23 protein-coding genes are annotated in these 26474 nt (G+C 57.0%); 12 read left to right on the top strand and 11 right to left on the bottom strand.

What is annotated here, in order from left to right:
• Positions 1 to 19: 19 nt before the first annotated feature.
• From DD236_RS02825 to DD236_RS12020, 6 genes are all read right to left on the bottom strand, one after another.
• Positions 20 to 1111, bottom strand: a complete 1092-nt coding sequence (locus DD236_RS02825; RefSeq protein ID WP_109092837.1) for a hypothetical protein — start codon at positions 1109 to 1111, stop codon at positions 20 to 22.
• Positions 1101 to 2171, bottom strand: coding sequence for a lantibiotic dehydratase C-terminal domain-containing protein (locus tag DD236_RS02820; protein WP_109092836.1), 1071 nt, complete (start codon positions 2169 to 2171; stop codon positions 1101 to 1103). Before DD236_RS02820 ends, DD236_RS02825 begins: the two co-directional genes overlap by 11 nt.
• Complete coding sequence (locus DD236_RS02815) at positions 2159 to 4765, bottom strand: lantibiotic dehydratase (protein ID WP_109092835.1); 2607 nt, start codon at positions 4763 to 4765, stop codon at positions 2159 to 2161. Before DD236_RS02815 ends, DD236_RS02820 begins: the two co-directional genes overlap by 13 nt.
• Positions 4762 to 6312, bottom strand: coding sequence for a nitroreductase family protein (locus DD236_RS02810; RefSeq protein WP_109092834.1), 1551 nt, complete (start codon positions 6310 to 6312; stop codon positions 4762 to 4764). Before DD236_RS02810 ends, DD236_RS02815 begins: the two co-directional genes overlap by 4 nt.
• Before the next feature lie 10 nt (positions 6313 to 6322).
• Complete coding sequence (locus DD236_RS02805) at positions 6323 to 7690, bottom strand: YcaO-like family protein (RefSeq protein ID WP_165819805.1); 1368 nt, start codon at positions 7688 to 7690, stop codon at positions 6323 to 6325.
• A 286-nt stretch (positions 7691 to 7976) separates the two neighbouring features.
• Positions 7977 to 9698, bottom strand: a complete 1722-nt coding sequence (locus tag DD236_RS12020) for a hypothetical protein (RefSeq protein ID WP_165819804.1) — start codon at positions 9696 to 9698, stop codon at positions 7977 to 7979.
• A 296-nt stretch (positions 9699 to 9994) separates the two neighbouring features.
• Here DD236_RS12020 and def point away from each other — a divergent pair, with 296 nt between their 5' ends.
• The 7 genes from def (at position 9995) to DD236_RS02770 (ending at position 17041) form a co-directional block, all read left to right on the top strand.
• On the top strand, positions 9995 to 10549 hold the full coding sequence (gene def, locus DD236_RS02800) for a peptide deformylase (RefSeq protein ID WP_109093271.1): 555 nt from the start codon (positions 9995 to 9997) through the stop codon (positions 10547 to 10549).
• Positions 10550 to 10824: 275 nt separating this feature from the next.
• Positions 10825 to 11829 (top strand): Fe2+-enterobactin ABC transporter substrate-binding protein, encoded by a 1005-nt coding sequence (fepB, locus tag DD236_RS02795; protein WP_109092832.1) that lies wholly within the window; start codon positions 10825 to 10827, stop codon positions 11827 to 11829.
• Positions 11830 to 11831: 2 nt separating this feature from the next.
• Positions 11832 to 12878 (top strand): FecCD family ABC transporter permease, encoded by a 1047-nt coding sequence (locus tag DD236_RS02790; RefSeq protein WP_109092831.1) that lies wholly within the window; start codon positions 11832 to 11834, stop codon positions 12876 to 12878.
• Positions 12875 to 13903 carry a FecCD family ABC transporter permease gene (locus DD236_RS02785; protein ID WP_109092830.1) on the top strand — a complete coding sequence of 343 codons (1029 nt, stop codon included), beginning with the start codon at positions 12875 to 12877 and terminating at the stop codon, positions 13901 to 13903. Before DD236_RS02790 ends, DD236_RS02785 begins: the two co-directional genes overlap by 4 nt.
• A gap of 35 nt (positions 13904 to 13938) precedes the next feature.
• A complete protein-coding gene (locus DD236_RS02780; protein ID WP_109092829.1) occupies positions 13939 to 14790 on the top strand; it encodes an ABC transporter ATP-binding protein in 852 nt (283 codons plus the stop codon).
• A gap of 26 nt (positions 14791 to 14816) precedes the next feature.
• Positions 14817 to 15725: a siderophore-interacting protein gene (locus tag DD236_RS02775; protein WP_109092828.1), complete on the top strand. Its 909-nt coding sequence runs from the start codon at positions 14817 to 14819 to the stop codon at positions 15723 to 15725.
• Positions 15726 to 15808: 83 nt separating this feature from the next.
• Entirely contained in the window at positions 15809 to 17041 is a 1233-nt protein-coding gene (locus tag DD236_RS02770) for an alpha/beta hydrolase-fold protein (RefSeq protein WP_133246043.1), read from the top strand.
• Positions 17042 to 17093: 52 nt separating this feature from the next.
• Here DD236_RS02770 and DD236_RS02765 read toward each other — a convergent pair whose 3' ends face one another.
• From DD236_RS02765 to DD236_RS02755, 3 genes are all read right to left on the bottom strand, one after another.
• The gene (locus DD236_RS02765; RefSeq protein ID WP_109092826.1) at positions 17094 to 18131 is read right to left on the bottom strand and encodes a 2Fe-2S iron-sulfur cluster-binding protein; all 1038 of its coding nucleotides are present in this window, start codon (positions 18129 to 18131) and stop codon (positions 17094 to 17096) included.
• A complete protein-coding gene (hcp, locus tag DD236_RS02760) occupies positions 18128 to 19813 on the bottom strand; it encodes a hydroxylamine reductase (RefSeq protein ID WP_109092825.1) in 1686 nt (561 codons plus the stop codon). Before hcp ends, DD236_RS02765 begins: the two co-directional genes overlap by 4 nt.
• Before the next feature lie 201 nt (positions 19814 to 20014).
• On the bottom strand, positions 20015 to 21013 hold the full coding sequence (locus DD236_RS02755) for a hypothetical protein (protein ID WP_109092824.1): 999 nt from the start codon (positions 21011 to 21013) through the stop codon (positions 20015 to 20017).
• Positions 21014 to 21164: 151 nt separating this feature from the next.
• Between DD236_RS02755 and DD236_RS02750 the strand changes: the two genes are divergently transcribed.
• Positions 21165 to 21347, top strand: coding sequence for a hypothetical protein (locus DD236_RS02750; RefSeq protein ID WP_109092823.1), 183 nt, complete (start codon positions 21165 to 21167; stop codon positions 21345 to 21347).
• 36 nt (positions 21348 to 21383) lie between these two features.
• Here the strand turns inward: DD236_RS02750 and DD236_RS02745 are convergent, their stop codons facing one another.
• Positions 21384 to 22067: an SDR family oxidoreductase gene (locus tag DD236_RS02745; RefSeq protein ID WP_109092822.1), complete on the bottom strand. Its 684-nt coding sequence runs from the start codon at positions 22065 to 22067 to the stop codon at positions 21384 to 21386.
• A gap of 178 nt (positions 22068 to 22245) precedes the next feature.
• Between DD236_RS02745 and DD236_RS02740 the strand changes: the two genes are divergently transcribed.
• Positions 22246 to 23160, top strand: a complete 915-nt coding sequence (locus DD236_RS02740; protein ID WP_109092821.1) for a DMT family transporter — start codon at positions 22246 to 22248, stop codon at positions 23158 to 23160.
• Here DD236_RS02740 and DD236_RS02735 read toward each other — a convergent pair.
• On the bottom strand, positions 23157 to 23849 hold the full coding sequence (locus DD236_RS02735) for a Crp/Fnr family transcriptional regulator (protein ID WP_109092820.1): 693 nt from the start codon (positions 23847 to 23849) through the stop codon (positions 23157 to 23159). The two genes, DD236_RS02740 and DD236_RS02735, sit on opposite strands and share 4 nt — an antisense overlap.
• Positions 23850 to 23950: 101 nt before the next feature.
• Here DD236_RS02735 and DD236_RS02730 point away from each other — a divergent pair, with 101 nt between their 5' ends.
• The 3 genes from DD236_RS02730 (at position 23951) to DD236_RS02720 (ending at position 26474) form a co-directional block, all read left to right on the top strand.
• Entirely contained in the window at positions 23951 to 24172 is a 222-nt protein-coding gene (locus tag DD236_RS02730) for a heavy-metal-associated domain-containing protein (protein ID WP_109092819.1), read from the top strand.
• A gap of 84 nt (positions 24173 to 24256) precedes the next feature.
• On the top strand, positions 24257 to 26155 hold the full coding sequence (locus DD236_RS02725) for a heavy metal translocating P-type ATPase (RefSeq protein WP_109092818.1): 1899 nt from the start codon (positions 24257 to 24259) through the stop codon (positions 26153 to 26155).
• Positions 26148 to 26474 carry a GNAT family N-acetyltransferase gene (locus DD236_RS02720; RefSeq protein WP_207785666.1) on the top strand — a complete coding sequence of 109 codons (327 nt, stop codon included), beginning with the start codon at positions 26148 to 26150 and terminating at the stop codon, positions 26472 to 26474. Before DD236_RS02725 ends, DD236_RS02720 begins: the two co-directional genes overlap by 8 nt.

Genomic DNA, 26474 nt, shown 5'->3' with positions numbered 1-26474 from the left:
ATGTGCCCGTATCCGGGCATTAGTTCAGTATGAGCCAGGCGGCCCACACTATTACTGCTAACGAGATTGCAATCGCGGAAAGCAGTAAGACTGGGTAAACACGTATCGCGATACGTGTTTTCACAGGCAGAGCCTTGGGGAGCGTGTACCTGCGAGAGAGCGTTCGGAACGCGACTGCTTGGATCTGATCAACCGCGGCAATCGTCTCTAGTACGCGGGTAGCATCTGTATTTGGAAAGAACATGATTCCTAGAGCAATCACTACGGCATCAACAACGATGCAAACGGCGGTGATCGCGTGAATGGCAGGATTGTCCGTGAGTAGGAACAACGCAACTGGGACGGCGGAAAAAACCATCGAAATGAGTGGGCCCGTTACTATCGTTGCAACCTTGGAACGGGTATCCATCAGAGAGAACCCCGGCATGTGAGTATTGGGCATAAGGATGATCCCGAACCTTGTGAGGGCAAGGTACGGCTCCCGTCCAGTATGCACATTAAATAATGCTGCATGGCCGTTCTCATGGACTAGCGTGACTAGCACCGACCACAAGATCGCGACACCCACACCGATCACTAGATGCACTACAGTCGCATCCGCAAGAGTGCCTACTGCATTCGGGAACGTGAACCCAAGGAGAACTCCAGACCCAATACCGACGACGGCCAGTACGGCGAGCACCGCCGGATTAGCGAGCCACTTGAACCTCCTCCACAGGGTCAGAATGCCACGAGAGCTTTGAGCCGCTGTGAGCTGGTCCAAACGCGTATTCGGAGCCAAGGTGGCCAAGGCATCAACACCACGGGTACCCTGATCAATCGCAAAAGGTCGCTTGATAGCCCCATAAAAGGCAAACTTGTTGAGGATAGCGAGGATCTTCCTCTCGTCAAAATTCACCCCATCAGCGACAAGCGAATTGTGGATCTCATCTACCGAATGAACACCGTCCACCTTGTCAAGGACAAGTCTCTCGGCGAGGCCAATCTCAATCAAGCGCCTGTCGCCCTCGGTACTGATATCACTGATGATCGCCGTGCCCGTCCACCGCGACGGGCCAACAATGAGCAGATCTTCTTTGCTGGGCGTCCAGCTACTGATGTCACTCGTCATCGGTCTTGGCCTTTCTCATGGCTTCAACAATCTGGTAGGCAAGGAATGCCTCGTCGGCTACCGATACCATGATTCGGTTATTGGTCATATGGATATAGGAATGACAGAGAGACCAGGATGCCTGATCGGGATCGGTGACAGTGCGAACGCCGTCTTCGTAACTAAATTGCAAACCAGCATCGGTGCACGCATCCTCAATTTGGGTGCGTACCCGCGTGCACACCTCAACCCAATCGCGCAGGAAAACCGGTAAATCCTTGACATCTTCGGAGAGGATCTCTTTCGCCAGCGGCACGATCTTCTTGCGGATGTTGTTGACGGTGGCAGTGTGCTGGCGGCGTCCCTCTTCGGTGCCGTAAGCAGGATTCGAGTCATAGCCATCGGACCAACGGCGGTGATAGGCTACGAAAAAGTCCTCGATGAGGTCCATGTCGCGCAACATGCATACCGCCGTGATGAAGGTAATCTGCGTAGCGATGCCCAGCAGGATCGTTCTCACCCGCATGTTACCCAGATCCGCTAGCTTCACCATGAGTTGAGTGGATTCAATGAACTGGCGCTCGGAGATAAGCATTCCGACCGAACCGCCATAGCGGAGGTACTCGGGTTCGTATTCGCGGATCTCGATCGAGTTATTGGCAGCAAAGCGGGGATTGCCCGCGGCATCGAAGTACTTTGGCCGATCAGCCTCACTAAACTCACCCTGATAAAGGCGCTCGTAGAAGTTGTTGTCCGCTAACTCAGCCATGGGATGGTACGAGGGCGATTCAGCCAAATACTTCGTTACTCGAGCGACGATCTCAACATCCACCGCATCGGCATTGCACGGATCAACGCGCACGCGCAGCCGCACATGAGAACCCTCCAACCAGTAGTTGATGAAGAAAAAATCGATGATCTCGCCGCGATCTTGCATTTCTTGGGCTAGCGGAAGAATGCACTCTTTCAAGACAGTGAGCGGAGTTCCGCCATAAAAGATGTGATAGGCCCTCCACTCGTACATGCGGTGGAGCCTAAATTCGGACTCGATTGAAGCGGGGACGTGCGTTAGGACTGACATGCGGACTCCTTTATCCAGCTCATTCCGATCATCTGTTCTGTGACGCGTTCGGTCTCCTCGTATCGGTAAGACGACGATTCCGGCAGTACCTCAGAAAGTTCCAAGAAGGCCTCGCCCTCCGCATTACACAGGTCGTTGTATAGGGTCGAGCAAGATAGGATCTGGCGGATATCGAAGAAATAGGGTTTGTGAGATGTAGAGGCATCGTCGTGAACCTTCACGAACGACGTCATTGGCAGACCCGCACTCACCCAGAGACGTAACCACGCGCGATAGCCTTCATCAGTGAGGGGACTATCAGTGGGAAGGTCTCTGGCATTAATCAGCACCAAAGTTCGAACGATGACGAGGTTATCAAGCATCATCCGCGGGAAGACGGTGATGGAGCCGGGCTTGGGAGACTTGGAAATTATCTCTGCGACTTTGCGGCTCATCTGAGCCGAAGGTGAGAATAAGCTGAGTACCTGATTGCGACGCGGTGTTGCGGCAGGAACGAGATATCCCGAATACACCGGGTGAATGAGGGAACCATTCCGGAGAAGAACGAGGCGCTTCTCCTCTTGCGAATAGGAAACAGCCAGATCGTCAAGAGAAATGGTCTCAATACCCTTCTCGTTCACACCGTTGATTTCTGGCTCTCCTGGAAGAACAAGTGCTGTGGGGAGTATTGGATCGTGGAGATTGAGGTTGGAGAAAGTCGCGCCACCGGAAAGTTCGGCAAGCGTGACCCCATGTTCCTGCGCGAGGTCGTTAATATCCTCGGTGTAGCACCGGGCCTCGTGTCTAACAAGATGCGTAAAACGAGAGACCTGGAAGCCAATGCCACCAAAAGCATCGTTAATGATCCACTCGGAACCCTCACCTTTCTGCGCCAAAATATTGGCGTGCCGATAGGTCGGATCGCTCAGTGTGATACCCGCGAGCGCGTGATCAAGAGCCTCCGTAATATCTAAAGGCTCCAGCGCAAAAAGCGGGCCAGATGTGGTTCCTAATTCTACTTGTGCGGCATGAGCCTCGAGTTCAGCAGTAAGCGTTCGGCGAGCAACCACCCACCTCCATGCCTCGCCCCAACGAAGCCATGGATCACTCTCGAGGTTTGCGTCAGCGATAGATGTTAGCTCGTAAGCCTCGAAGGAATCGAATAGTTCGTCGATAAAGCCAAGGAGGAAGTCACCAGCGCCCATCGTATCTTTGTGTTGATTCTCGAAGTAACCCACCATGAGTGCGTGTTTAACGTTGGAATCGTCGAGCAAATCAAGAAGCGCAAGGAGCTTGTTTGCCGTGGCGTCAGAGATGTCCTCAGCAAAATCCTCGTCTGGCCTAGCGGCATTTACCAGAACGTCCTCGTATACAACAGAACGCGGGAGCCTACCGATCACGCCGGCTTTGGAATACATCTGCTCAACGAGCTTGCGCAATTTCGAGATCTGTGTGATCCGCTCCTGCTCGCTCGTAATCTGCGCGAACTGTTCCGCGCTCGTGACGTAATCCGCGATGATTTCACCGAGCTCCGTATCCATGTCTTTTATCTCCGCGATCACAGTAGGAAGATCCGCATCGTAAGGATGGAACGAGAGAGTGGGTATATCAAGAAAACCGAGGCGAAGAAGATCTCCAAGCAAATCGTAGACAGCTTCTATCCCCAGACCAGAACCCTCGCTCAAGGAGCGGGCAAGTTCATCCAGCGTGCTGGTGCCCTCACCGAGAATCGAAATAACAGCGTCAGTTAGCGGCTTTTGCTTGATAAAAACTATGTCCTCCGTGGACACGGCAAAATCCGTCTGCGAGTTATTGTCCTTGAACTCCCATGCAACCCGATCCACGTCAACGGAGCTATCTGTGATCCGCGCGTTTGGGGAGATCCGCACGTTGAGATTGGCCAACCGGCGCGGCTCGGCAAGTAGGTTGTTGAGTGCTCGCGCAATTGGATAGAGAGAAGGCCTAGAGATGTGGCACGCGGAGCCTCCGTCTAACTGCTCCGAAACAATGGAAACGGGACCAAGGCTGGAAAAGGGACTCGTCTTTGTAGCTGCTCGCACGATATAGGAGTGGAGCGAGCGTTCGGCCTTCTTGTCCTTCCTATCGATCGCATTGCGGGCGATGTTGAGAGATAAGCGCTCAATTGCTGGCACAAGTGAGGGTGCAGAAATTGACACACCTGCCATGAACTGTGAGTTGCTAGCGAAGCCTGAAATGACATGTCGTTCATGGGCAAGGGCCTTGTCAAATGACACTGAGATCTCAGCAAGCCGGGTACCGAGCGTTTGTATAAGAGAAAGCGCGTCCTCTGCGTACTGGTCGAGTAGATCGCGAGTTTCAGTATCAAGATCGGAAAGGGCCGTGGCGGCCTCAGCAAGGTTGAGCTTGTAAATCTTGCGGCGCAGCGCTATGACGGGCCGTCGTCGATCGGCATCAAGCTGACTAATCGCGTCGTGGAGCTGATCGCTAATGACGTTACGGTTAGCAGAGAGCTTTGCTTTCGCATCTGCAACGAAGTCGATGTTATGCGCGAAAGTGGCCTCCTGCAAGCTGTTCGCCGTCTCATGTGGGAGTCCGCCAAGCCTGAGCTGTGAGTACTGATCGAGAACTCTCACCGTGCACTCCTGACAAGGGATGCATCCGTGTGAAACTCCCCCGCGAGCGGATGATCTACTCCGGTCATGATCATGAGCATCGGGGTCATGACGTCCTTGTCGAGTTCAGCGCGCTGGGCGTGAGCGTCGCCGTCGAACCCAAGGGCCGTACCCGTCCCGATCCCTTGGCGTACGGCTTCCACCGAGATGGCTTGACAGGCCGCCCCAATGACGGCGTTAACGAGGCGATAACCACGGACTCCCCACTCGTGAGAGCATTCGAAAACGTTCCCGCAGGGAATGATAGTGGCGGCCGCCTTTCGGCCATCATAATTCTTGAGGAAGTATGTGCTAGCTAGAAAATCGTCCTGCGGCTCAGCTGAGAAGAGCTTGAGCTCATGACTTGCTGGGCAATAGATATACAGCCCCGGTACTAAGCCGTCAATATTAGTGACATAGACGAGGTATTGCCAACGCAGGTCCTGTGTTTCATTGCCGACAAGCTGGTAGCAGGCAGCATCGGCTGAGTGAAGGAGAGCGAGAAGAGACTCAAGCGAATAGCTTTCGCCCGTGAACCGACCGAAGCTTGACTGCCGAGCATGAAGCGAGTTCCACCACGCAGCGTCGACGCCCTCGGTTAGCTCGTTACTGACTAAGGCATGGGTGAATGAATCTGGACGTTGAGGGAACCTGCGCATGTCGGCCTGCAAGGCCGTCGTCGTCGTAAAATCAACTATCTTAGGAAACAGCGAACCGACCTTCTCCGGAAAATGGGACTGTGTGGCGCTATCAGGGATGTTGACCGGTAGCCGAGTGGAACTACCCCAGCTCTGGACTACATACACGCCGTTACGCAAGGGATCTAAGTGAAGGATGCGCGCAAGTTCCGTTTCGTTGACCCACATGTCCCAGGTGCGAGCTGTGCGCGAACCGACAGCTTCAGCAACCGAACCAATGATCGTGCCGATGTCCATCGCCGTGGCCTGATAGCAGAAATCGTTGTACTTGAATCCGCTCCGCCAGTAATCGATAGTCATAATGACATAGCGGTCACATGATTCTGCATATCTCTGCGCATGGGCAACGTCTAGAGTGGCATCGCCAGATGTCAGCGTCTCCCACACATGGCGCAGTGGTGAGTAGTGGTAGATACCAGCGGGCAGCGAACCGTGATCGCCACGGCCGGACTCAACAAGGTAAAAGTCAGCACAGTACCGCCCGCCCCCCGATGCCGTGTGCCGACCGAACTTGGTGGCATTAGCGTAAAGATAGACCGCCGGTTTGTCATTCCGATTGATCACAAGCCGAAATCCGGTGAAACCATAAACTGAATAGAGGAGCGCTCCAATGGTGTCCGGTGATGAGGAGAACGAGCCGGACAGTGGATTGCACGTAGCGGTAGGGAGCGGAATGGAGTGGACGTCCGGTGTTTCATAATATGCGTGGGTCAGCGGTTGGTGGTCCCAATCAACTTCCCAGTCATTAATGAGCATCCCGTCGCGGACGCGGTAATGGATGAGGCGCGCGTATTGTTCTGCTGCCTGGTCTAGTGCACACCAATCGTACATTGCTGAACTCCTACGGAAATGGATGAGGAATAGTAACGGGGTGAAACTCATCGGTCGCGCGAATGTCGCCATGTTCTCGTGCCACATTTTCGAGGCGGCTCATGGCAAGGACACGCTGATAATTCCCGAAATCAATGGGGATCAGGCCTGGGATGACAACCTTCCATACCTGCGCACCAATCGTCCGGGCAAGGCCCTCAGTTAGATCAAAGGCAATGGGCGCAAAGCCTGCGGATTCGCATTGACCGATGGAGAAGCGGAGATCGGCGGCAAGTGAGGTGTCGAGTCCAGTTACAGGGGGCACTGCGCGCGCCGCACTGTGACCAAGTGAAGCGAGCGCGACAGGCGATTTTCCCGGTCTGCGCCACCTGCGGATAAGTGGCCGAGCCCCGGGGTGGGCAAACATGTCTGCGTGGTCTTCCATGACACGAACGCGGGAGAAATCAGCCAACATATGAGCGAGATCAGCTCCACGCTGCTCGCGATGGAGAGCGACAACCTGAAAATCAGAGGCGACCTCCACGAGTGCGGAAAGTAAGGCTCGCTCTGGATCGGGATGGCTCCCAGCTCCAACGCATGTCGATCCGCCGGGCTCTTCGCAGACAGCAATGACAGTGGGAATATCGACACCGATAGTGGCATCAAGGAAGACAACCTCGACTCCAGACAGAGCGAGCCTAGACATGTAACTCCGAGACTCATCACTGATGATCGAATCTGGATCAATAGGGGCAAGGGAAAGGCCTCCGTACCACGCCGCAAGGAAAGCATCGCGTTCAACCGCTTCAAGCAGCCCGAAGAGGATCGCCTCCTCGGCCGAACCGCCGATCGCGCAGCCATTGGACGAATCTTGGACCCAAGGCGTCGTATCGATCGTAGGGCTAAAAAATACGAGGCGTTCAGGTACGGCAGCGTATTCGCCCAGCAGGGCGCCGTTACTGTGGAGCGCTTGGCCAATTGCCCACGCTCCAACCTCCGGCCTTGCAATCCTCCAGTCGCCACGGTCAAGTCCGAAGCCATCCAGCCCAATCACGGTGATACCACCGGGTATCTCGCGGCGAACATCCGTAATGGTTGCATGTTCGCATGCAGAACGTTCGATGCCTTCAAGGATGCCGAGCCGGGTGGCGTCAGTGAAGTTTCCGCAATGGCCACCCCATGGCTTCGTGTACGAGTCCGTGCCGCGGTACTCGATCAAGAATCCCGAGGACTTAGCTGTAGCTAGGCCGTTAAGGTCGTAATCAATCGAGATACCGATGGAGGCATGAACCGGACTGACAAAATCTTCCTCAGCGACATCCCGAAAAAAATAGTCAAGCGGATGAGTACGGTAAGAGCGACCAGAGCCAGTGCCTGATATGCTCGGCGCGCTGGCCACACTCTTCGGCTCGATTGGTTTCTCGTGTCGACAAACTGAGCGGGCACTTCGAGTTTGCAACGTTGCCAAATCAAGAGAAATCCCGTCGGGAAAATTGCATTCTCGTGCGGCAGCTACGGTCAAGGGGTAGAACGGATTCATTCTGTCCGAGCGCACGGCAGTCAGTGGCGCGCCAGTGCGCAAAACAAAGCTATCAGCAACATTGATTTGTTCCTGCAAACATGCACGACAAGCGTGCAAGCCGGGAAGGACAGTATGCCGTAGACCTTCAATCGCAGACATAGAGTTAGTTACTCTCTCCCGCGCGCACGATGGCCAAATACCAGTTGTCAGAAAGATCAACAATACTAATTGTCGGTGCGACGGTGAGAACGTTAGCGAAGGCAGAGCTGAGATCAATGTGCGAAGAGCCTTCCACATCTTCTGCTTCTTCCACGCCCGCTTGCGCATTGCCGAGCAGATGAAGGGCGGCACGCGCCCGCGCCTCAGCGGCTGAAAGTCCGGCACCGATCCACGTTCTGCCGTCGTAGCTAGCACGAACTATGTAGAATCCAGCCGTCTTGCCCAAATCTGCCCAGATGATGGAGCTATCGGAGATCTCGGCTATGAACGTGCCTAGACGGCCCGGTATCTCAGGTGTGCATGAGGCCGTGTCATCGGCGTGCCAGCGCATTGATCTCGCGGGAGACGTCTCATTAAACACCACCTCGAGGGCCACACGTACGGCTTCCTCACGGCTTCGCTCGGCCGCAAGCACAACACTTGCTGACTCACCGCCGGGACGAGCATGGGCGGTCAGCGCGAGACTATAGGCAGTGGCAATAGCATCAATCCGAGCATCCGCGGTGGTCCAAGCACTCGCGGCACGCACGGGTCCCCACGAAGTCTGGACCGCCGAAATCTTGATTGGCACTTGAGGGAGCGCCAGATCGAGGAAGTCGGTTGCCGGGGCCGTGACAGGATCTACAAGTCTAGACCAAACTGCGTCGTATTCATCGGCACGAGAATCTTCGGATGAAAAACTCACCAGAGATTGACCATTAGGAGGGCTCCATGGTCGTGCAACATAAGATGAAGTGGCGAGTTCAGGGGGCATCACGAAGGCAGAATCAGCAAAAATTGGAGTGACACGGTGAACGCGAGTTTCACCCGTTAGGCAATTTATGCCAAAGATCGCGTGGCCTGTCTCAGGGGCAATTGCACCACTCAAACCTTTGAATACTTCATACGAGAGCAGCGCTCCAAAGAGTCGCTGAACTGCTTCGGAACTGGTTGCATAATCCCAAACCGGAGCGCCGTCCTGAGCTGCAGTGAAGGACCTCTCCCACTCGTCAGCATACATCCCCCGGCTTATCGAGTTATTCCCGTCTTGCCAGGAACAAGCACCTTTCTCCCAACGGACTGGTAATGCCCAAAGATGGCGAGCGGCTGGGCAAATGACGAGTGTTGGAACGGTTATTTCACTCACCTCGTTGAGAGTGGAAAGGCCCGTCGGGCCAATAATGACGAGATCCGCATTGACGACCTGCGCTACATGTTCTACCTGAAGTACGTTGGCGGCACCGTTATCCTCGAGATTGTTGGCTAGCGAATCGAGGATCGGATCATTCTCGCCAGTAATGGCGATCTTAGCATCATGAAATCGCTTGAATGCCGCATGAGGGTTGTCCGTGTATTGGGCAAGGAAAGCGATCTGATCTGGGTAGCTTTCACGCACGTCGGTCGGGACCAAATCAACATCACCAGCGGGAATCCAGCGTAAAAAGCCCTGCTTAACCAGAGGATCAATAATGTGTTGGATGATGTTCCAGGTGTTTTCGGGGACGGCATGGCGAATTTCTCCGACCGTGACCTGACCATCAAAGAGCGGGGCCACCTTTTGGAACAGGGCATAGGCACTCTTTCCCGCGATCTCGAATCCGGTGCTCGCATTAGAGATCAGTAGCCCGTCGGGGACCGAAGCATAGATTGTATCCTTACGTAGCCACGGTCGATCAGTATCAAGCATGTGGCACTCCTTCGAGCCAAATTAGAAGACATGGGTGAGTTCTTCAATGTGTAGACGTTATCACGACTCACCGATTCATGTTGGCCATCTCAGATTAGGTTTAGGCCGCGACTGCATAGCATGACCTCGACCGGAGTATTGACGAAACTTGCCACCAGCTTTTGCAGGGAAACTATACGAATTACGAAATCTAGAATCCACTTCAGAGGTCGTGAACTCAAAGCGTTTCGGCAACCTCGTCTTCTATGTGCAGTGAATTAACCAACATGTCGGCACGTAGCCGTTATCCTCGTACCATGGCAATCCTTCCCATCCGCATCTGGGGCGATCCGGTACTGCACTCACCCGCCGAACCGGTCACCGCGATTACCGATGACATCCGTGCTCTGGTAGCCAACATGTTCGAGACCATGGATGCCGCACCCGGGGTCGGCTTAGCTGCGCCACAAGTTGGCGTCCCCTTGCGTATTTACACGTTCACCTATTTTGACGACGACGCCGAACCCTGGCGCGGCTGCCTCATCAACCCCGAACTCTGGATGGAGCCGATGGCCCCTGGCGAACCCGACCCAGACACGGAATCAGAGGGCTGCCTCTCTTTCCCCGAGCATAAGTTCCCGCTGCGACGCGCCGATCATGTGCGTGTCGCGGGAACCGACCTAAAGGGCGAGGAAATCACGATCGACGTTTATGGTTGGCGTGCACGCATCATGCAGCACGAGTTCGATCACCTGAATGGCGTGGTATACATTCAACGCCTCATCGAGCCATATGCCGCCCAAACCCGCTCCATCATTGAGGAATCTGGTTGGGGCGTGCCGGGGCTGAGCTGGACACCTGAGCAAAAGTAGCAGACCTCACATACTGCTCGCGGGCCAGTTCCATAGACCGCATTTCGGAGGTCAAAGATAGCGCCGCCACCACGCCACATCATCGTCGAATATGGGGGTATGCCAGCGGTCTTTGGCGGGCCGGGGTTGGATACTGCGCGGGTACATCTTAGGAGTCGCGCACGCTGCTATCCCAAGATTTACACATTAGGTAATGCCAACCTAATCGCGCACGGTTGCCATGGCGCAATCTTGCCACATTCGATAATTATGTTCTCCAAACGAGGAGCCGCCCAATGCGATCCCCCATCAAGAAGATCGTTGCGCTTGCAACCATTGGTCTTACATCCCTGTCACTTGCCGCATGCGGTAACTCAGAACCCGCCAGTGAGTCCACGGATTCCACGGCAGCGGCGTCCACCGACGAAGGTTGGCCCCGCACTATCGACCATGAAATGGGCGAGCTGGAGCTTGAAGCAAAGCCCGAGCGGATTGTCTCAACGTCCGTGTCCGTGACCGGCACCCTGCTGGCCATCGACGCACCGGTTGTTGCCAGTGCGGCAACGGGGGTCTCTCCTATCACCGACGATAAGGGATTCTTCGCTCAGTGGTCAGACGTTGCAGATGAACGCGGAGTTGACGTTCTCTATGACAACCTAGAGTTCAACATGGAGGCGCTTATCGCCGCCGATCCAGATCTCGTGATCGTCTCCACCTCCGGAGCCGATACCGTGGCCGATGAATACGATCAGATTGCCGAACAATTCCCAACAATCGCCGTAGATTACTCCAAGCAGACGTGGCAGGAACTCGCCACTGAGCTTGGCGCAGATACAGGCAACGAGGAAGGCGCTCAGGCGGCAATCGACGATTTCGATGACTACGCCGCGGACGCAGCGTCCAAGATTACCGTGCCGGAAGGCGGTGCCTCGATCGTCTCTTACAACGGCCCCAGTCAGGAGCAGGCAATCGGCAAGCAGACCGGCCCTCATGCCCAGCTCATGAGCGCCCTCGGTTTTGATGTAATCGAGGGACCGGACGAACTGGACACCACCGATCAGGAACGCGATGATTTCATCTTCATCACCTACGAGAATCTCACGAAGGGAATCGAGGGAGAGAGCGTCTTCTTGCTGACTGGCACGGAAGATACCGTGGATTCCTTCCTCTCAGATTCAACTCTCGCGAACCTACCCGCCGTTCAGTCCGAGCAGGTGTACCCACTGGGCATCAATTCCTTCCGGATCGATTACTACTCCGGCAAGGAGCTCGTCGATTCCGTGGTTGATTCGCTCAGCTAACTATGGCAGTTGAAACCAACGCGGGAGGTAAGACGAAGCGAAAGCTTCGCCGTGCCTCCCGCGGCCCCATTCTCCTAGCACTACTACTATTGCTAGTGCCGATTTCGGCCGCGTCCTTAGCGCTGGGATCGCGCGTGATACCGCTGGAAGAGACATTTCAGGCGCTCACCGCATACAATCCCACACTGGATTCCCACCTGATCGTCCACGAACTGAGAATTCCACGGACGATTCTGGCGATGCTCGCCGGAGCGAGTCTGGGCCTTGCCGGCGCGCTTATGCAGTCACTCACGCGGAATGCGCTGGCCGAACCTGGAACACTGGGCGTCAACGCGGGTGCCGCCGCAGGCGTCGTGATCGGACTAGCCTTCACGGGCAGCGGGAAGATCATCGTATATATCTGGTTCGCTTTCGCCGGTGCAGCAATTGCTTCCGTCCTAGTCCACCGGCTCGGGCGAGCGGGCGAATCAGGTGTCAATCCGGTCCGTCTGGTTCTGGCGGGCGCCGGGCTTTCTATCACCCTGTCATCCCTCACCATGATGGTCACTCTCTCGAGCTCCCAACAGGTTTTCGATTCTTTCCGAAACTGGGCCACGGGTTCTCTGCAAGGCCGCGGATGGGAGGTCCTACCCATCCTCGCGGTATGCCTAGCCATCGGCGCCCTCATCGCAGTGGTACTCACTGGCTCACTCAATGCGATCTCGCTCGGACGCGACATGGCTCAGGGGTTGGGAGTCAACATCACTCGCACATGGGCCCTCACCAACCTTGCGATCCTCATTCTTGCTGGCGCGGCCACTGCTGCGGTGGGGCCAGTTTCGTTCATTGGACTGGCCGCGCCACATGTCGCGAGATCGTTAGTTGGCCCAAATCATCGATGGCTACTCCCCTATTCGGCAGTCATCGCAGCCATCATCCTGTTGACCGCTGATGTGGTTGGCCGGGTCATCATTCTCCCGGGGGAAATCGGAGCGGGAATCATGAGTGCGCTCATCGGAGCTCCCTTCTTCATCGCCCTCGTCCGCCGCGGAAGAGTGGAGGGCATATGAGCAAACAACTGCGCGTTGCGGTGGGCCCGATACATGAGCGGGTGGAGAGGCGAACCGTCGTCGTCGCCCTTATCCTTCTTTTCACGATCGTGACGTTTTCAGTACTCTCCCTTATGTCCGGGCCAATGGACTTGGGAGTCGCGGACGTTCTGAACGCCGTTGCCGGGGCGGGGGAAGCAACCACCGAGAAGGTTGTTCAAACCGTCCGCCTGCCACGGGCCATCACAGCCGTTGCCGTAGGGATGGCGCTCGGCGCCTCAGGCTGCATCTTCCAATCGATATCCCGCAACGCGCTAGGTTCGCCAGATATCATCGGCTTCACCACGGGAGGTGCCACGGGAGCTGTTATCCAAATCGTCTACTTCAACGCGGGCGGGCCCGCTACCTCAGCGGCGGCGGTGTGCGCGGGTGTGATCACGGCGGCCGTTGTCTACTGGCTTGCACGCGCAGATGGGCAGACCGGCGGTTACCGCCTCGTACTTGTTGGCATTGGGGTCTCCGCCTTTGTGGGCGCCCTCAACACGTTGGTATTGGCACGAGGCAATATCGATCTGGCGGTTAAGGCGCGGATCTGGCTGTCCGGTTCACTCAACGCGCGCACATGGGACGATGCCTACCTCTCCGCACTCGCCGTCATCATCATCATTCCCATCCTCATCGCCTGCGCGCGCTCTCTGGACGTCGTGGAGATGGGCGACGAACAGGCAACCCAACTGGGCGCGCGGCCCGAGCGGATCCGTCAGATCGCCATGTTTGCCTCGGTGATCCTCACGTCCGCCGCAGTTGCTACCGCGGGGCCAATTGCCTTCGTTGCCTTGGCGTCACCACAGCTGGCCGCGCGCCTCACGCGAGGCTCGCGAGTGCAGGTTGTGTGCTCCGCGTTGACGGGGGCAGCCCTTTTGCTCGCATCCGATCTTGTTTCAGTCAACCTCCCAGTCACTATCGCCATGCCGGTTGGCCTTACGACCGGGCTCTTGGGCGGCATCTACCTGCTATGGCTGCTCACCCGAACCAAAGGTGTGTAAACCTTGAAACTTGCTACTCAGAAAGGCAGTGCTTCATGACGCCGATCTCTTCACTTCAGGGCGTGGACCTCACGCTCGGTTATGGCGGCGAACCTGTCTCCCGCCATCTGGACGTCGAGGTACCGGATGGCTCATTCACCGTGATCATTGGCCCGAACGCATGCGGCAAATCCACTCTGCTCCGGGCTCTTGCTCGCCTGTTGCCTCCAGATACCGGCAGCGTCATTCTGGACGGCCGCGACATCCGCGAGATCGATTCGAAGGTGATCGCCAGGCGTCTTGGCCTACTCCCGCAAACATCCACGAGTCCTTCCGGCATCACCGTCCAAGATCTGGTTGCGCGAGGCCGTTTCCCACACCAGACTCTGTTTCGCCAATGGTCTTCAGCCGACGACGACGCCGTCACCAACGCCCTCGCCGCCACCGGTGTTTCTGACCTCGCCTCAAGGCGGGTCGAAGAGCTGTCCGGTGGCCAGCGGCAACGCGTGTGGCTCTCCCTTGTTCTGGCACAAGAGACTCCCCTCCTGCTGCTGGATGAGCCAACAACATTCCTAGACATTACGCATCAGCTTGAGGTCTTGAGACTGTGCAGAAAACTCCACCGGGACGGATACACGCTGGTGGCGGTGCTCCACGATCTCAACCTTGCGTTCCGATTCGCTACACACTTGGTTGTGATGGCGGATGGCAAGGTGGTGGCTCACGGCGCTCCAGAAGATATCGTGACCGCCGAACTTATCGGCGAAGTCTATGGAATCAGCTGTATGTGCTTCCCGGATCCCGCCACCGGCCGGCCCATGATTGTCCCTACCGATGATGATGGGCTCTCCTCCAATCCCAATATCACAGAGGACTTCCTCGAAGTACCGGTCTCGAAGATTTCATAGGACAACCCGTTCCAAAAGGAGAAAACGTGTCCCATCACATTCACTTGGACCCAGATCTTCCTACGGTCATCACCGTCCAAAGCCTGAGCGATATTGCTCCTCGGATGCGGCGAGTGCGCTTCGCCGGGCCCGGCGTTGTCACCTACCTATCAAAGCCCCGTATTCCGAACATCAAGCTGTTCTTCCCAGAGTCCGAAGGCGAGCTGTCTCTTCAATCAATCATGGCGGCTGCTCAGTCCGGCCCCGAAGCACTTGCCAAAGTGTTTCCCAAGTTGAAGCCCCGCGTTCGCACATACACCGTGCGTAACTACAACACTGAAGAGGGGTGGATGGACATTGATTTCGTCCGCCACGGCAGCGATGGACTCGCATCCTCATGGGTGGAAGACGCCCAAGCTGGCAGCATGCTCGCAGTGCCCGGCGGTGGCGGCAGGCTCCCAGCGGCGAGCCCGTGGATTGCACTCGTAGCCGATGACACCGGTTTGCCAGCCACGCTCCAGATTCTTGAGGACCTTCCTGCCAACCAGCGCGGAGTTGCGCTGATCGAGGTGGCGGGAGAAGAAGACCAGCTGCCAGTGACCGCACCCGCTGGAGTCGAGGTGCGCTGGATTCACCGCGGCGACGTACCACCCGGGCGATCCACCCTGCTGCTTGATGAGGCCCTTAAGCTCGAGATTCCGACGCCTTATGAAGATGTATTCATTTGGGCTGGCGCCGAGGCGCGGGTAGTGCGCGATCTCCGGAAGCGGGTCCGCAGCCTTGGCGTTCCGCGCCGAAATCTTCTCATTATCGGATACTGGCATCAAGGCGCCACTGAAACGGCGTATGCCGATAGCTCCAATCACGATCGCGTGAGTGACGAATCGATGGTCATGCTAGATTCACACGCCCCACTCGCGAAAGATTCTGTTCGCTCACTACTTGCACGAGGGTGACACCCACGTATCAACTCGGAGGCCGTAGCCCTAAAGTCTGGACCGATTGCTACGGGAATGAACACTTAGAACGCGTAGCTAACGTGCCCGATCACGACGGAGCCGTACCGCGCGTGCAAGGCGCGCTTGAGGTGCGGTGGGCGCGCGCCGGGGCCAGCGCACGTGCCGCAATCACGGCTGCACTCCTCGCCCAGCAAAACCCAATCGTGGCTGGCGCTGGTGCCGGTACTGATCCGGCCCGCTCCCATGCTGACAGCCTCCGTGACTACACGTGGGTCGTGGAAACCCCGGAGGCGTCCGCGGTGTTGCTCTGGGCCAACGGCCTGTTCAACCATCATGATCCATCGCCGAATGAGATGACTCATTTGGAAGGCTCAGACCTGTGGACATTGACGTGGCGGCTTCCTGCCTCATGGAGAGCTTCATACCGTATCTCCATTTGGTCACCGCCTCAGAGCGGTGGGGATACTCCCCCGTGGCGAGCCTCCGGGGATCGTTTCGCTGCGCGCAGGGCGGCAATGGCTGGGGAGCTCGATGCTCGGTGTAAGAAGAGGATCGGCGGGGCAAACGGCGAAAGCTCGCTCGCGGAAGGGCCGCTGGCGGCTCTAGGACACTTCGCGGCCCCAGAACTCCCCTCTTCCTCGAAGATTAGGGAACTCACCTATCCGGCGAGCGATCGGTGGCTTGGCCAACGTGTGTGGCTCTACTGCCCTGACTCTGTGCCAGCAACGCCCACGCCACTACTTGTTCTGTTCGACGGTCAAACATGGCTCAATAACATGGATCTGCCAGCCACTCTGGACTCGATGATTCTCTCGGGCCAGCTCCCGCCACTCCATGTGGCGATGATAGATTCACGAGATACCGACTCCCGTTGGGAACAACTTGGTGTTCCGGCTGGCCAAGCCGAGTTCGTTGCACGCCACCTCGTCACAGATCTACGGGAAAGACTGCCTAGTATCTCTAAACTTCCCGCTGACACCGTGGTGTCAGGTCAAAGCCTTGGCGGAATAGGAGCGCTGTGGGCGGCCGCTCTAGCGGAGGGAAGGATCGGGCGCGTAATCGCTCAGTCTCCTTCCCTGTGGAGGTTCGATGTGTCGGAGCCGCTGCTTGCTTCTAGCGCCCTAGATATCGTCCTACAAGCAGGTCACTTCGAGGGCCAGATGCTCAGCGGTGCCGAATCGCTTGCCAGAACGCTCCAAGCGCATTCGGGCTCTCACATTCGAGTTGATGATGTATGGGGAGGCCACGATTGGGCATGGTGGCGGGCCAGCCTGATCGAAACCCTCGGTGAAATGCTGGCGTCCAACTCTTAGGAGGGCCCTCTCTACCGCGTTAGTAGAGAGGACCCTCAGCCAGAGCCTTGACTTAGCTGGAGGAGGGCGCGAAGCTCTCCACGATTACTCGTTCCTCGGGGAGCCCAGCTTGCTCCACGATTTTCTTGGTGGCGGAAACCATTCCTGGCGGCCCACACACGTAGATGTCCGGTGGTGCGGGCGATTCAGCCAGCTCTGTGGCCAAACGGTCCAGCGGAGTTCCCACTGCACCAGTCCAGCCCTTAGTAGGCTCACCCACAAATACTTCGTACCTGAACCCGGGCATGCTCGCGGCGATGTCCTCCATGACGTCCGTCCCGAAGATTTCCTCCTCGGTTTGAACACCAAACCAGAGCTCGGCAGGATGTGATTCGCCCCAGTCCGCCATGTGCCGCAACATCGACAGTAGTGGAGAAAGCCCCGTGCCACCCGCGATGAACCACCGCGGCCGAATCCCTGTATCACGAATACCGAAAGCTCCCTGAGGGCCTCGCACATCAATCTCTTGCCCGGCGCTCACGCCGCCCAAGAACTCGGAAAACTCGCCGCCCTCACGCAGCTTAATGAACAGTTCGGCCGTGCCGTCCCAATTCGGGCAGTTAGCTAGCGAATAGGACCGCCTAGTCGCGGTTCCAGGAATCGTCAGTTCAAGGAACTGGCCGGGATCGAACTCGCATCCGAGCGCACCGTCCTCACCCGGCCCCAGTTCGAGCGCCAAATGAATGGTGTCCTCGGCGGTCTCCTCGCACATTTTGACAGTGGCACGCCGCTCGGGAATCTTGCCAGAAATGATCCGGCCCTGCTCGTAGGGCAGCCTGATGTTGAGGGGGCCTTCGGGATAAGTCCGGCACAGCAGCACGTCGCCAGCCACCTCTGCCTCATCGTCAAGAACTGTCTTCGCATGATCGCCCAGCCGATATTGTCCTTCGGCATGGGCGTGGCACGCTCCGCAATTTCCAGCCCGACAGGAGGAGGGCAGGAGCATTCCGGCCTCCTCGGCAGCTTCAATAATGGAAGATTCTGGTCCGCCCTGCAATGTCAGGTGAGTGCCGTCGGACGTGGTGAGGGAATGGGTATAGCTAGTGCTCATGAGGCAGCTCCCGCCATGGCATTGTTCAGGTCAGAGAGCGGGTCATCACCAATGAGATGCAACCCAAAGCGCTCCACAACGATGTCAATCGCGGCCGGAGTGAGGAATGCGGGCAGCGTGGGGCCAAGGTTGATATTCCGAATCCCCAGCGCAAGCAGAGTCAACAGGACCGCAACGGCCTTCTGCTCGAACCAGCTGAGCACCATGGTCAACGGTAGATCGTTGACCTCGCATCCCAGAGCGTCCGCAAGGGCCATGGCAATCCGGACCGCAGAGTACGAATCGTTGCACTGCCCCACATCAAGAAGTCTCGGAACATCAACATTCCCCGAAAGGTTCAGCTCCCCAAAGTTCAGATCATTGAAGCGATACTTGGCGCATCCCATGGTCAAGATGAGTGCTTCATCCGGGACTGCCTCGGCGTAGTCGCGGAAATAATTCCGCCCTGGCGAGGCACCATCGCAGCCACCCATGACAAAGATCCGCTTGAGGCGGCCGGAATGAACGGCGTCTAGGACCTCGTCTGACAACTGAAGAACGGCGTCGTGGCCGAAGCCTACGGGAATCTCCTTCGCCTCCTCTGTGCTGACATAGCCAGGAAGCGCGAGCGCCGCCCGAATAACCTCGGAAAAATCGTGATCGGCGATATGGCGAACGCCTGGCCACCCCACAGGTCCGTTCGTGTAGATGTGGTGCTTATAGGCTTGGCGAGGTTCAATCATGCAGTTGCTCGTCATAATGATCGGACCCGGGAAATTGGCGAAGTCCGTCTGCTGGTCCTGCCATGCTCCCCCGTAGTTACCCACGAGGTGCGGGTACTTGCGAAGTTCGGGATAGCCGTGAGCTGGCAGCATCTCGCCGTGGGTGTAAACGTTAATCCCAGTGCCCTCGGTCTGTTCCAGCAGCGCCTTGAGTCCGGGGAAATCGTGGCCCGAGATGAGGACCGCGTGGCCCTTAACGGGCGTGGTTCGCACGGTGGTGGGCGACGGAGTCCCGAACGACCCGCTATTCGCCCGATTGAGCATGTCCAGCACGGCCAGATTGGTGCGTCCTAGGCCCAGCGCGTGTTCGAGAAGATCCTCAATATCGGACGGATCGGTCCCGAGGTACACAAGGGCATCCTCTAGGTCCTTATAGATGCCGGAGTCCGTATAACCCATGACTTCAGCATGGTGAATGTAGGCGCAGATTCCCTTCAAGCCATATAGGTTCAGAGCGCGCAAGCCAATTACGTCCGGCCCAACTTCGTCGATCCCGGCGAGGATTCCCAAAGATGCGGCTTGTTCTTCGAGTCCCTCGGTAGTTGCAGCGGGTGTGAACTCGGCTGGCCCGCTGAGCACTTCGGGTTTAGATCCGCTCTTCAAGGCGGCCTCTTCGTAGCTCTCCTTAAGTCGGGTCTTGTACTGATCGGCCTGACGAATGAATTCGACAAACCTCGTCTGGCTGAAGTTCACGTTGGTCAGGGTGGTGAACATGGCAAACGCCAGAAATCCAGCCGCCTCATCATCCCCCGCCCCAACTGAACGGGCGTGTGCAGCATAATCAGCAACGCCCTTGAGCTGATAGATAAGTAGATCTTGCAGAGCGGACGTGGTTTCGTCCTTTCCGCAGGTTCCCCGGATCAGTGAGCATCCGGGGATCGGGCCAGAACGGTCCGCCTGTTCGCATTGGTAACAGAACACGTTTTTCCTTTCTCCAGCATCGCCGGAGCACAACCATCGACTTTGCTGGTATTTAACACGGTCTTTCTCGTGCTAATAGAAAGGAGTCTACCTTCGAGCAGGATTTATGATAAATCGCGAGAGAGGGAAGAGGCCCCGTCGTCGTCGCCAAATTATTACCGACGACGACGCTTCCCACCCACGCAACCCACCAACCGATTACTAGCCAAATCCCGTTGCCACATTGGGTTTTCGCTGGGCGTCCCGCTCGGGTTCTACCCAAAGTACTGGTCTTCGTATTGGCGTTGTATCGCGGAAGCTCACTGGCCCGGCTGAAGAGCGCCGATTGTTCTTCAAGACGCGCCGAAGAATCCTCACTAGTGATCGCGCGTTGCGCTCTCCGTGCCCCCATAGATCTACAACTGAGCTACCAGTATGATGCTCGCCCGCGCCGCGCGTGGTGCCAGAAAGACCTTGCTCCTCGACCACCACTCGGGATTCCTGCCTCAGAGCTCTGATAACCACACTGCCAGATTCGCCGGTGAGCCAGCCCGAAACCTTATATCCGTCATCCTCGGGATACAGCCGCAGGCTCTCGCGCCTGCCTCGGCCTCCTGCTTCACGCGCCTTGCGCGCAGCTTTGAAGCCGTTCTCCCGCTCCCATCGCTTGATGCTCCGACGGAACTCCTTCACGTCTTGAGTCTGCGTCCACTCAAGCAACATCTCCTCATTGTCTTGCGCTAGCTCGGTAAGTGCTTGAGTGCGCCCGACCATGCCAAGTACCTCGATGTACGCCGCCGAGATCTTTCCCTGACGCATTCCCTCAAGAAACATCGGGAAACAGCCCGCAGCGAACTTCGAAAGCCGAATCTCCTTGGCCGCGGCTCTGTAAGACTGCCGCCCGGTGCGCTCCACGAGCTTAAGCAAGGTCCGATCTTTGCCCAAACTTCCGTGGCAGCCGGGGTCGCTTCCACGGTGGTGCGGATCATCACCGTCCGGAGCGCAGCCATTCTGAACTTCAGCAGCATCTTTACACTGAAGTTCGATCACGCGGCCGATAAGTGCTGCTCCAAGACCGTCCATTGCAATTCCGGCAGTCTTGAGCCGCTCAAGCAACTCGGCGCAATCCGTAATATTGCCTTCGTCCATGGCTAGTGTTCGACACTCACCACCCAGCTCTTCGAGCAGGACACCAACCCGAGAGAAGTCCTCACCCGACATCACAACCACCTCCCGCCTTTACCGTGACGACTAGAACGTTGTGATCAGCGTATAAGGGGGCTCCGACATGTTTTGCCGCGCATGGGAGTACAGGCAGGCATCGGCATTGCCCTCTACCGACACCCACGATTCCGCTAGCTAATATTTGGTCATGGCTAAGTATGCAATCAACGAAGGTTTAACCGTTCCCGGCACTTACAGTGACACCATAGAAGCTGCGAAGTACCGCCAAGAAGGAGAGTACTTCGTGTTCTATGCGGACGGCTCGTTCACTAAGAAGGTGTTGACCGTGGACGCTGCATTGATCAAGACAATCCGCACCGTAGACCGGTAAACTCACTCGCGTTGAACGCCGGTTCAGCCGCTCGCGTTATGAGAGGGCGGCGGCCAGAGGGGTGTCGCCGTCGTAAAAATTAACCGTCTGACGCGTGGCAGCGCCGTTCGCGATCACGTAGGCGATTGTTGCGGCCACGTTTGCACGCGAAGTCGCGTTGTTCTGCGTGGGCCAAGCACCGTCAACCTTGCCGGCGGCGTCGGCGATCGTCACCTTTTCCGTCGCGGGTTCGAGCGTCAGCATTCCGGGCCCAAGGATCGTGTAATCCAGACCGCTCGCGCGCAGGTGAGCGTCGGCATCATGCTTAGCGCGCACGTAGGGATAGAACGAATCGCTCGGGTCCACCCGATCCAAATCGGCGTTAACCGTGGCATAGGAAACCATCACGAACTTGTTGACGCCCGCCTCACCCGCTGCATCAATTGCGCGGGAGGCAGCCTCATAATCCACTGCGTTAGTTCTCTCAGGATTGCCGCCACCCGCACCGGCAGAGAAGACAACCGCATAAGCACCTTCAAACAGCCGGGCGAACTCCTCGGTACTGGCCTGTTCCATGTCAAGTACAACAGGGTTACCCCCGGTTTCCGCCACATCGCTGCTGTGTTCGGGATTGCGTATCACTGCGTCAACCGAGAAACCCGCGTCTACAAGCCTCGGAGCAGCCAGCAGGGCAACTTTGCCGTGACCACCAAGAATAACTACACGCTTTTCAGAACCCATGAATAACTCCTCTGTAGCTTAATTTTTCTGACGAGACTCGATGTTTCGCCACTATGGTTGAAACCACCTATCACTGCTGGATATTCCAATGGGTACATCAGCGCCGCCACCACTGTGGATGCTTAGAGCTCTAAAACCACGTTCTTGCTACTCTGAGTGGCGATCAGAGGAGACCCAAATGACTAGCCGCCAGAACCTTCTGGGGATCGCCGCCATCACACTCACTTCTATCCTGTGGGGTACAACTGGTACGGCGGCAACCTTCGCCCCCGATGCTGGCCCCCTCGCCATTGGTTCCGCAGCATTGGGAATTGGTGGATTGCTGCAGGCTCTCATTGCGATTCCCTCGATTAGGCAAGCTCTGCCCGCGCTCCGCGCGAACGCCAACTCGGTTATCCTCGGCGCGTTTGCCGTAGCTATCTACCCGCTCGCTTTCTACAGTTCCATGCACTATGCGGGTGTAGCCATCGGTTCAGTGGTGTCGCTTGCCTCAGCCCCACTAGCCTCTGGCTTGCTCGAACGATATTTGGAGAAGCGTCGGCTTAGCTTGTGGTGGATGCTCTCGGCATCGCTGGGAGCCCTAGGCTCAGCAATGCTGTGTGTTTCGAGGATGGGAGACACGGAAGGTAGCGCGGAAACAACCGCGCTGGGTGTGGGACTCGGCCTGATCGCCGGATTCACCTACGCGAGCTATTCGTGGGTAGCGCACCACCTCATGGAGCTCAGGATCCCCCGAGCCGCCTCAATGGGAGCAGTTTTCGGCTGCGGTGGCCTCCTGCTCATGCCGGTGCTCCTTGTAACGGGCGCTCCACTCATCGCAACGCGTGAGGCCTTCCTTGTTGCCACCTACATGGCGCTCATCCCCATGTTTCTTGGCTATGTGCTCTTCGGGTTCGGATTGGCGCGCGTTCCAGCCAGTACGGCAACAACCATTACGCTCACAGAACCCGCGGTCGCGGCCATACTCGCGGTTGCCATTGTAGGCGAGACGCTCACGCCTCTTGGCTGGGTTGGTCTTGCAACTATTGGCACCACACTTATCATTCTGGCCCTCGCCCCTACGAATAATCGGGCGCAAGGACTACCAAGTTAAGCCTGCACATCGGTTCGCGCTTGACGATCAATCCGATCCAGTTCAGCGATATCAAGCAGAACAATCTCCTGCCCGCTTACCTCGATCATGCCTGATTCCGATAACCGCGCTAAGCCCCGACTCAAAGTTTCCGGGCTCGTCCCAAGATACGAGGCAACTTCGCGCTTTGACATAGGAAGGCGGACAACATCCCTCCCATTGCGTGACTCCGCTGGCTGATCTAGGAGATATCCGGCGATGCGTGCGGCCACGTCACTTGTGGTTAGAGAAGCCAGCCGGCTCTCCATCGAAGTCAGCCGATCAGAAAGCGACCGAAGCATACGCATTCCAATGCCCGGATATTCGCGAATCAGCGCAGCTAGATCCTTATGTTCCAAGACGCACATACGGCTGTCCGCCACCGCCATCACAAGATCTTCTTGACGTTCCCCAGTGAGGAACGCGCGCTCACCTACAACATCGCCAGGACCAACTATCCGAAGCACTTGTTCTTTGCCATTCGCCGCCAGACGGCTGACTTTGAGCTGGCCACTGTGCATCACGAGGAGGCGAGGAACCGATTGTTCGGGAGAACTCACGGTCTCTCCCCTGCTGAAGGAAGCTGGACGGATAAAGCTCGCCACATGTTCCTGTTGTTGCCGTGAGAGTCCCTGAAAAATCGGCACCTTTGTTACACACAAGTCGGCCATACACAGAATCTACCACTCGGTCGGGCCACTTGATCTATGTCAAGGAATCAATCCTGCAACCCGCATAACTTAAAGACGTTCGATAAGAGAAAGGAACTCCAATGCTCACTACCACTACCCTCCGTGCCGAAGGATTCTCCTGCCCTTCATGCGTTGCCAAGATCGAAAAAGGACTAGGCAAGATGAATGGCGTAGATTCCGCAACCGTTCACTTCGCATCAGGCCGGATCGAGGTTTCCCACGATCCCGAGCAAGCCTCTGTGGACGATCTGATTTCTGCAGTTGAAAAGGCTGGATACAAGTCCGCTCCTGCAGCGTTCTGATTGGTTCACGCGGGCCCCGGGCCGCCCTAGTTCTACAACCGGCGAGCCCCCGGCCCGCATTCCAGCTACACGAGAAAGAACACCATGAAACATCTATCCGCTTGGCTTCGGGGAAACTGGGCCATCCCCACATTCGCAGCCGTCCTCATCATCACATCATTCGCGATCGAAAGACTAGCTAACGTCACATTGGTCTCCCCGCTATGGCTAGGCTCATTCACGCTAGCTGACCTTGCAATGCTCACAGCCGCGATCCTGACGTCTTATGGAATCGTGGTCAAGGCGGTTCGAGCGTTGACCTCCCGCGTCATCAGTATCGATCTGCTCGTCTCAATCGCAGCAATCGGGGCTGCTCTCATCGGAAACTACTGGGAGGCCGCCGCAGTCACACTCCTCTTTACCATCGGGCACGCGCTAGAGGCCGCGACCCTCGATAAAACAAGGTCCGCGCTCACGGAGCTCGTGGCAACGGCGCCGGATACCGCCATCGTGATGAGGAATGGAGAACAAGTCAAAGTTCATGCCACTGATGTGCACAGGGGAGAAAACGTTCTGGTGAAAAACGGAGCGAAAGTCCCAGTAGACGGTATCGTTATCTCGGGAAACGCCCCGATCGACGAAGCGTCTATTACGGGCGAATCAATCCCCGTTGAAAAGTCAGCTGATGATCAGGTCTACGCAGGCACAATATCGCGAGGCGGGCTTCTCACCGTCGAGGCAACGGGGGTTGGGGCTGACACTACGCTCGCCCAGATTATCCACCGTGTGGAAGAAGCGCAGGATGCGAAGGCTCCTGCCCAAACATTCATCGATCGCTTCTCACGCTGGTATACACCAGCCGTTATCGCTCTTGCGCTCGTTACCGGCCTCGTCACCCAAGACATCGTGCTGGCACTAACTCTTTTGGTAATCGCCTGCCCGGGTGCGCTCGTTATCTCGATCCCTGTGGCAATCGTCGCCGGCATTGGCCAGGCAGCACGAAATGGCATCCTCATCAAAGGTGGAGAGTACCTTGAGACGTCCGCCAAGATCTCCGTCGTCGCCTTAGATAAAACCGGTACTCTGACGGAGGGGCGCCCCCAACTCACAGATATCATAACTCTAGAACCATCACTCACGGAGAACGATGTACTCCGTTGGGCCGCGGCGGCGGAAGCCGGATCAGAGCACCCGCTAGCCCAGCCGGTGCTTACGGCAGCGGGTCCTGCGTCTCCAGACAGGGTTCCGGAGAACGTGAAGCCAATCCCTGGCAAGGGTATCTGCTCTGAGGTATCCGGCACTCGCGTCTTAATGGGAACTCCTGCACTCCTCGCGGAGCACGGGATCCCAACTGTCCAAGCAGAGCACGCCCTCGCGGGGCTCGCTCCAAACAAGACCGCAATGATCGTGGCGATTGATGACACCGCAATCGGAATCATCGCTGTCGCAGATCGTATCCGCGAAGACGCACCAGCGATGGTTGAAAGCCTTCATAAGGCGGGTATCCACGACGTTGTCATGCTCACCGGAGATACACCGGCGGTGGCAGAAACCGTCGCGGCCCAAACGGGTATCGATCAGGTTCACGCCAGCCTCCTACCCGAGGATAAGCTCGATGCCATCGCAGCCCTGCAACGCGAGGGCGGCACCGTGGCCATGGTGGGAGATGGCGTAAACGACGCCCCTGCCTTGGCCACCGCAAATATTGGTATCGCAATGGGTGCCGCAGGCTCAGCAGTAGCCATCGAGACCGCCGATATCGCCCTGATCAGCGATAATCTACTCAAACTCCCAGATGCCATCTTGCTCGCAAAACGCACAGTCTCAGTGATTCGGCAAAACGTCGCAATATCCGTTATTACCGTGGCCCTTCTGGTGGCCGGAGTATTCGCGGGTGGCGTTACCATGTCTCTCGGGATGCTTGTTCACGAAATGTCGGTCCTCATCGTCATCCTGAACGCCATGCGGTTGCTCGCTAAGGGTAGTGTTGGCCTCCGTGAATGAACTACGGGAGGCCCGCCCGGGCGAAGAACAAGGAATCCTCGCCTGGATCCAAGTCCTAGCGGAATACGATCGCGAGCCGGACACCGTGGAGAATACCGCGGAGGCGATCCACGCAACGCTCTTTGGCGCAAGTCCGAAGGCGTTCTGCTACGTGGTGGAAGCGGATGGTCGCATCGTGGCTATCCGCGCCTCGAGTGGACGGTGCTGGATTGGAACGCGCCGTCAATCGCGTTCTACCGCAAGTTGGGCGCCGAGCCGATGGACGAGTGGACCACCCAGCGGGTCTCCGGTCCCGAACTTCAACATCTCGCTAGGGTGA

The sequence above is a fragment of the Ancrocorticia populi genome, from assembly GCF_003123745.1.
Classification (GTDB): domain Bacteria; phylum Actinomycetota; class Actinomycetes; order Actinomycetales; family Actinomycetaceae; genus Ancrocorticia; species Ancrocorticia populi.
This window is presented reverse-complemented; position numbering and strand designations above follow the sequence as displayed.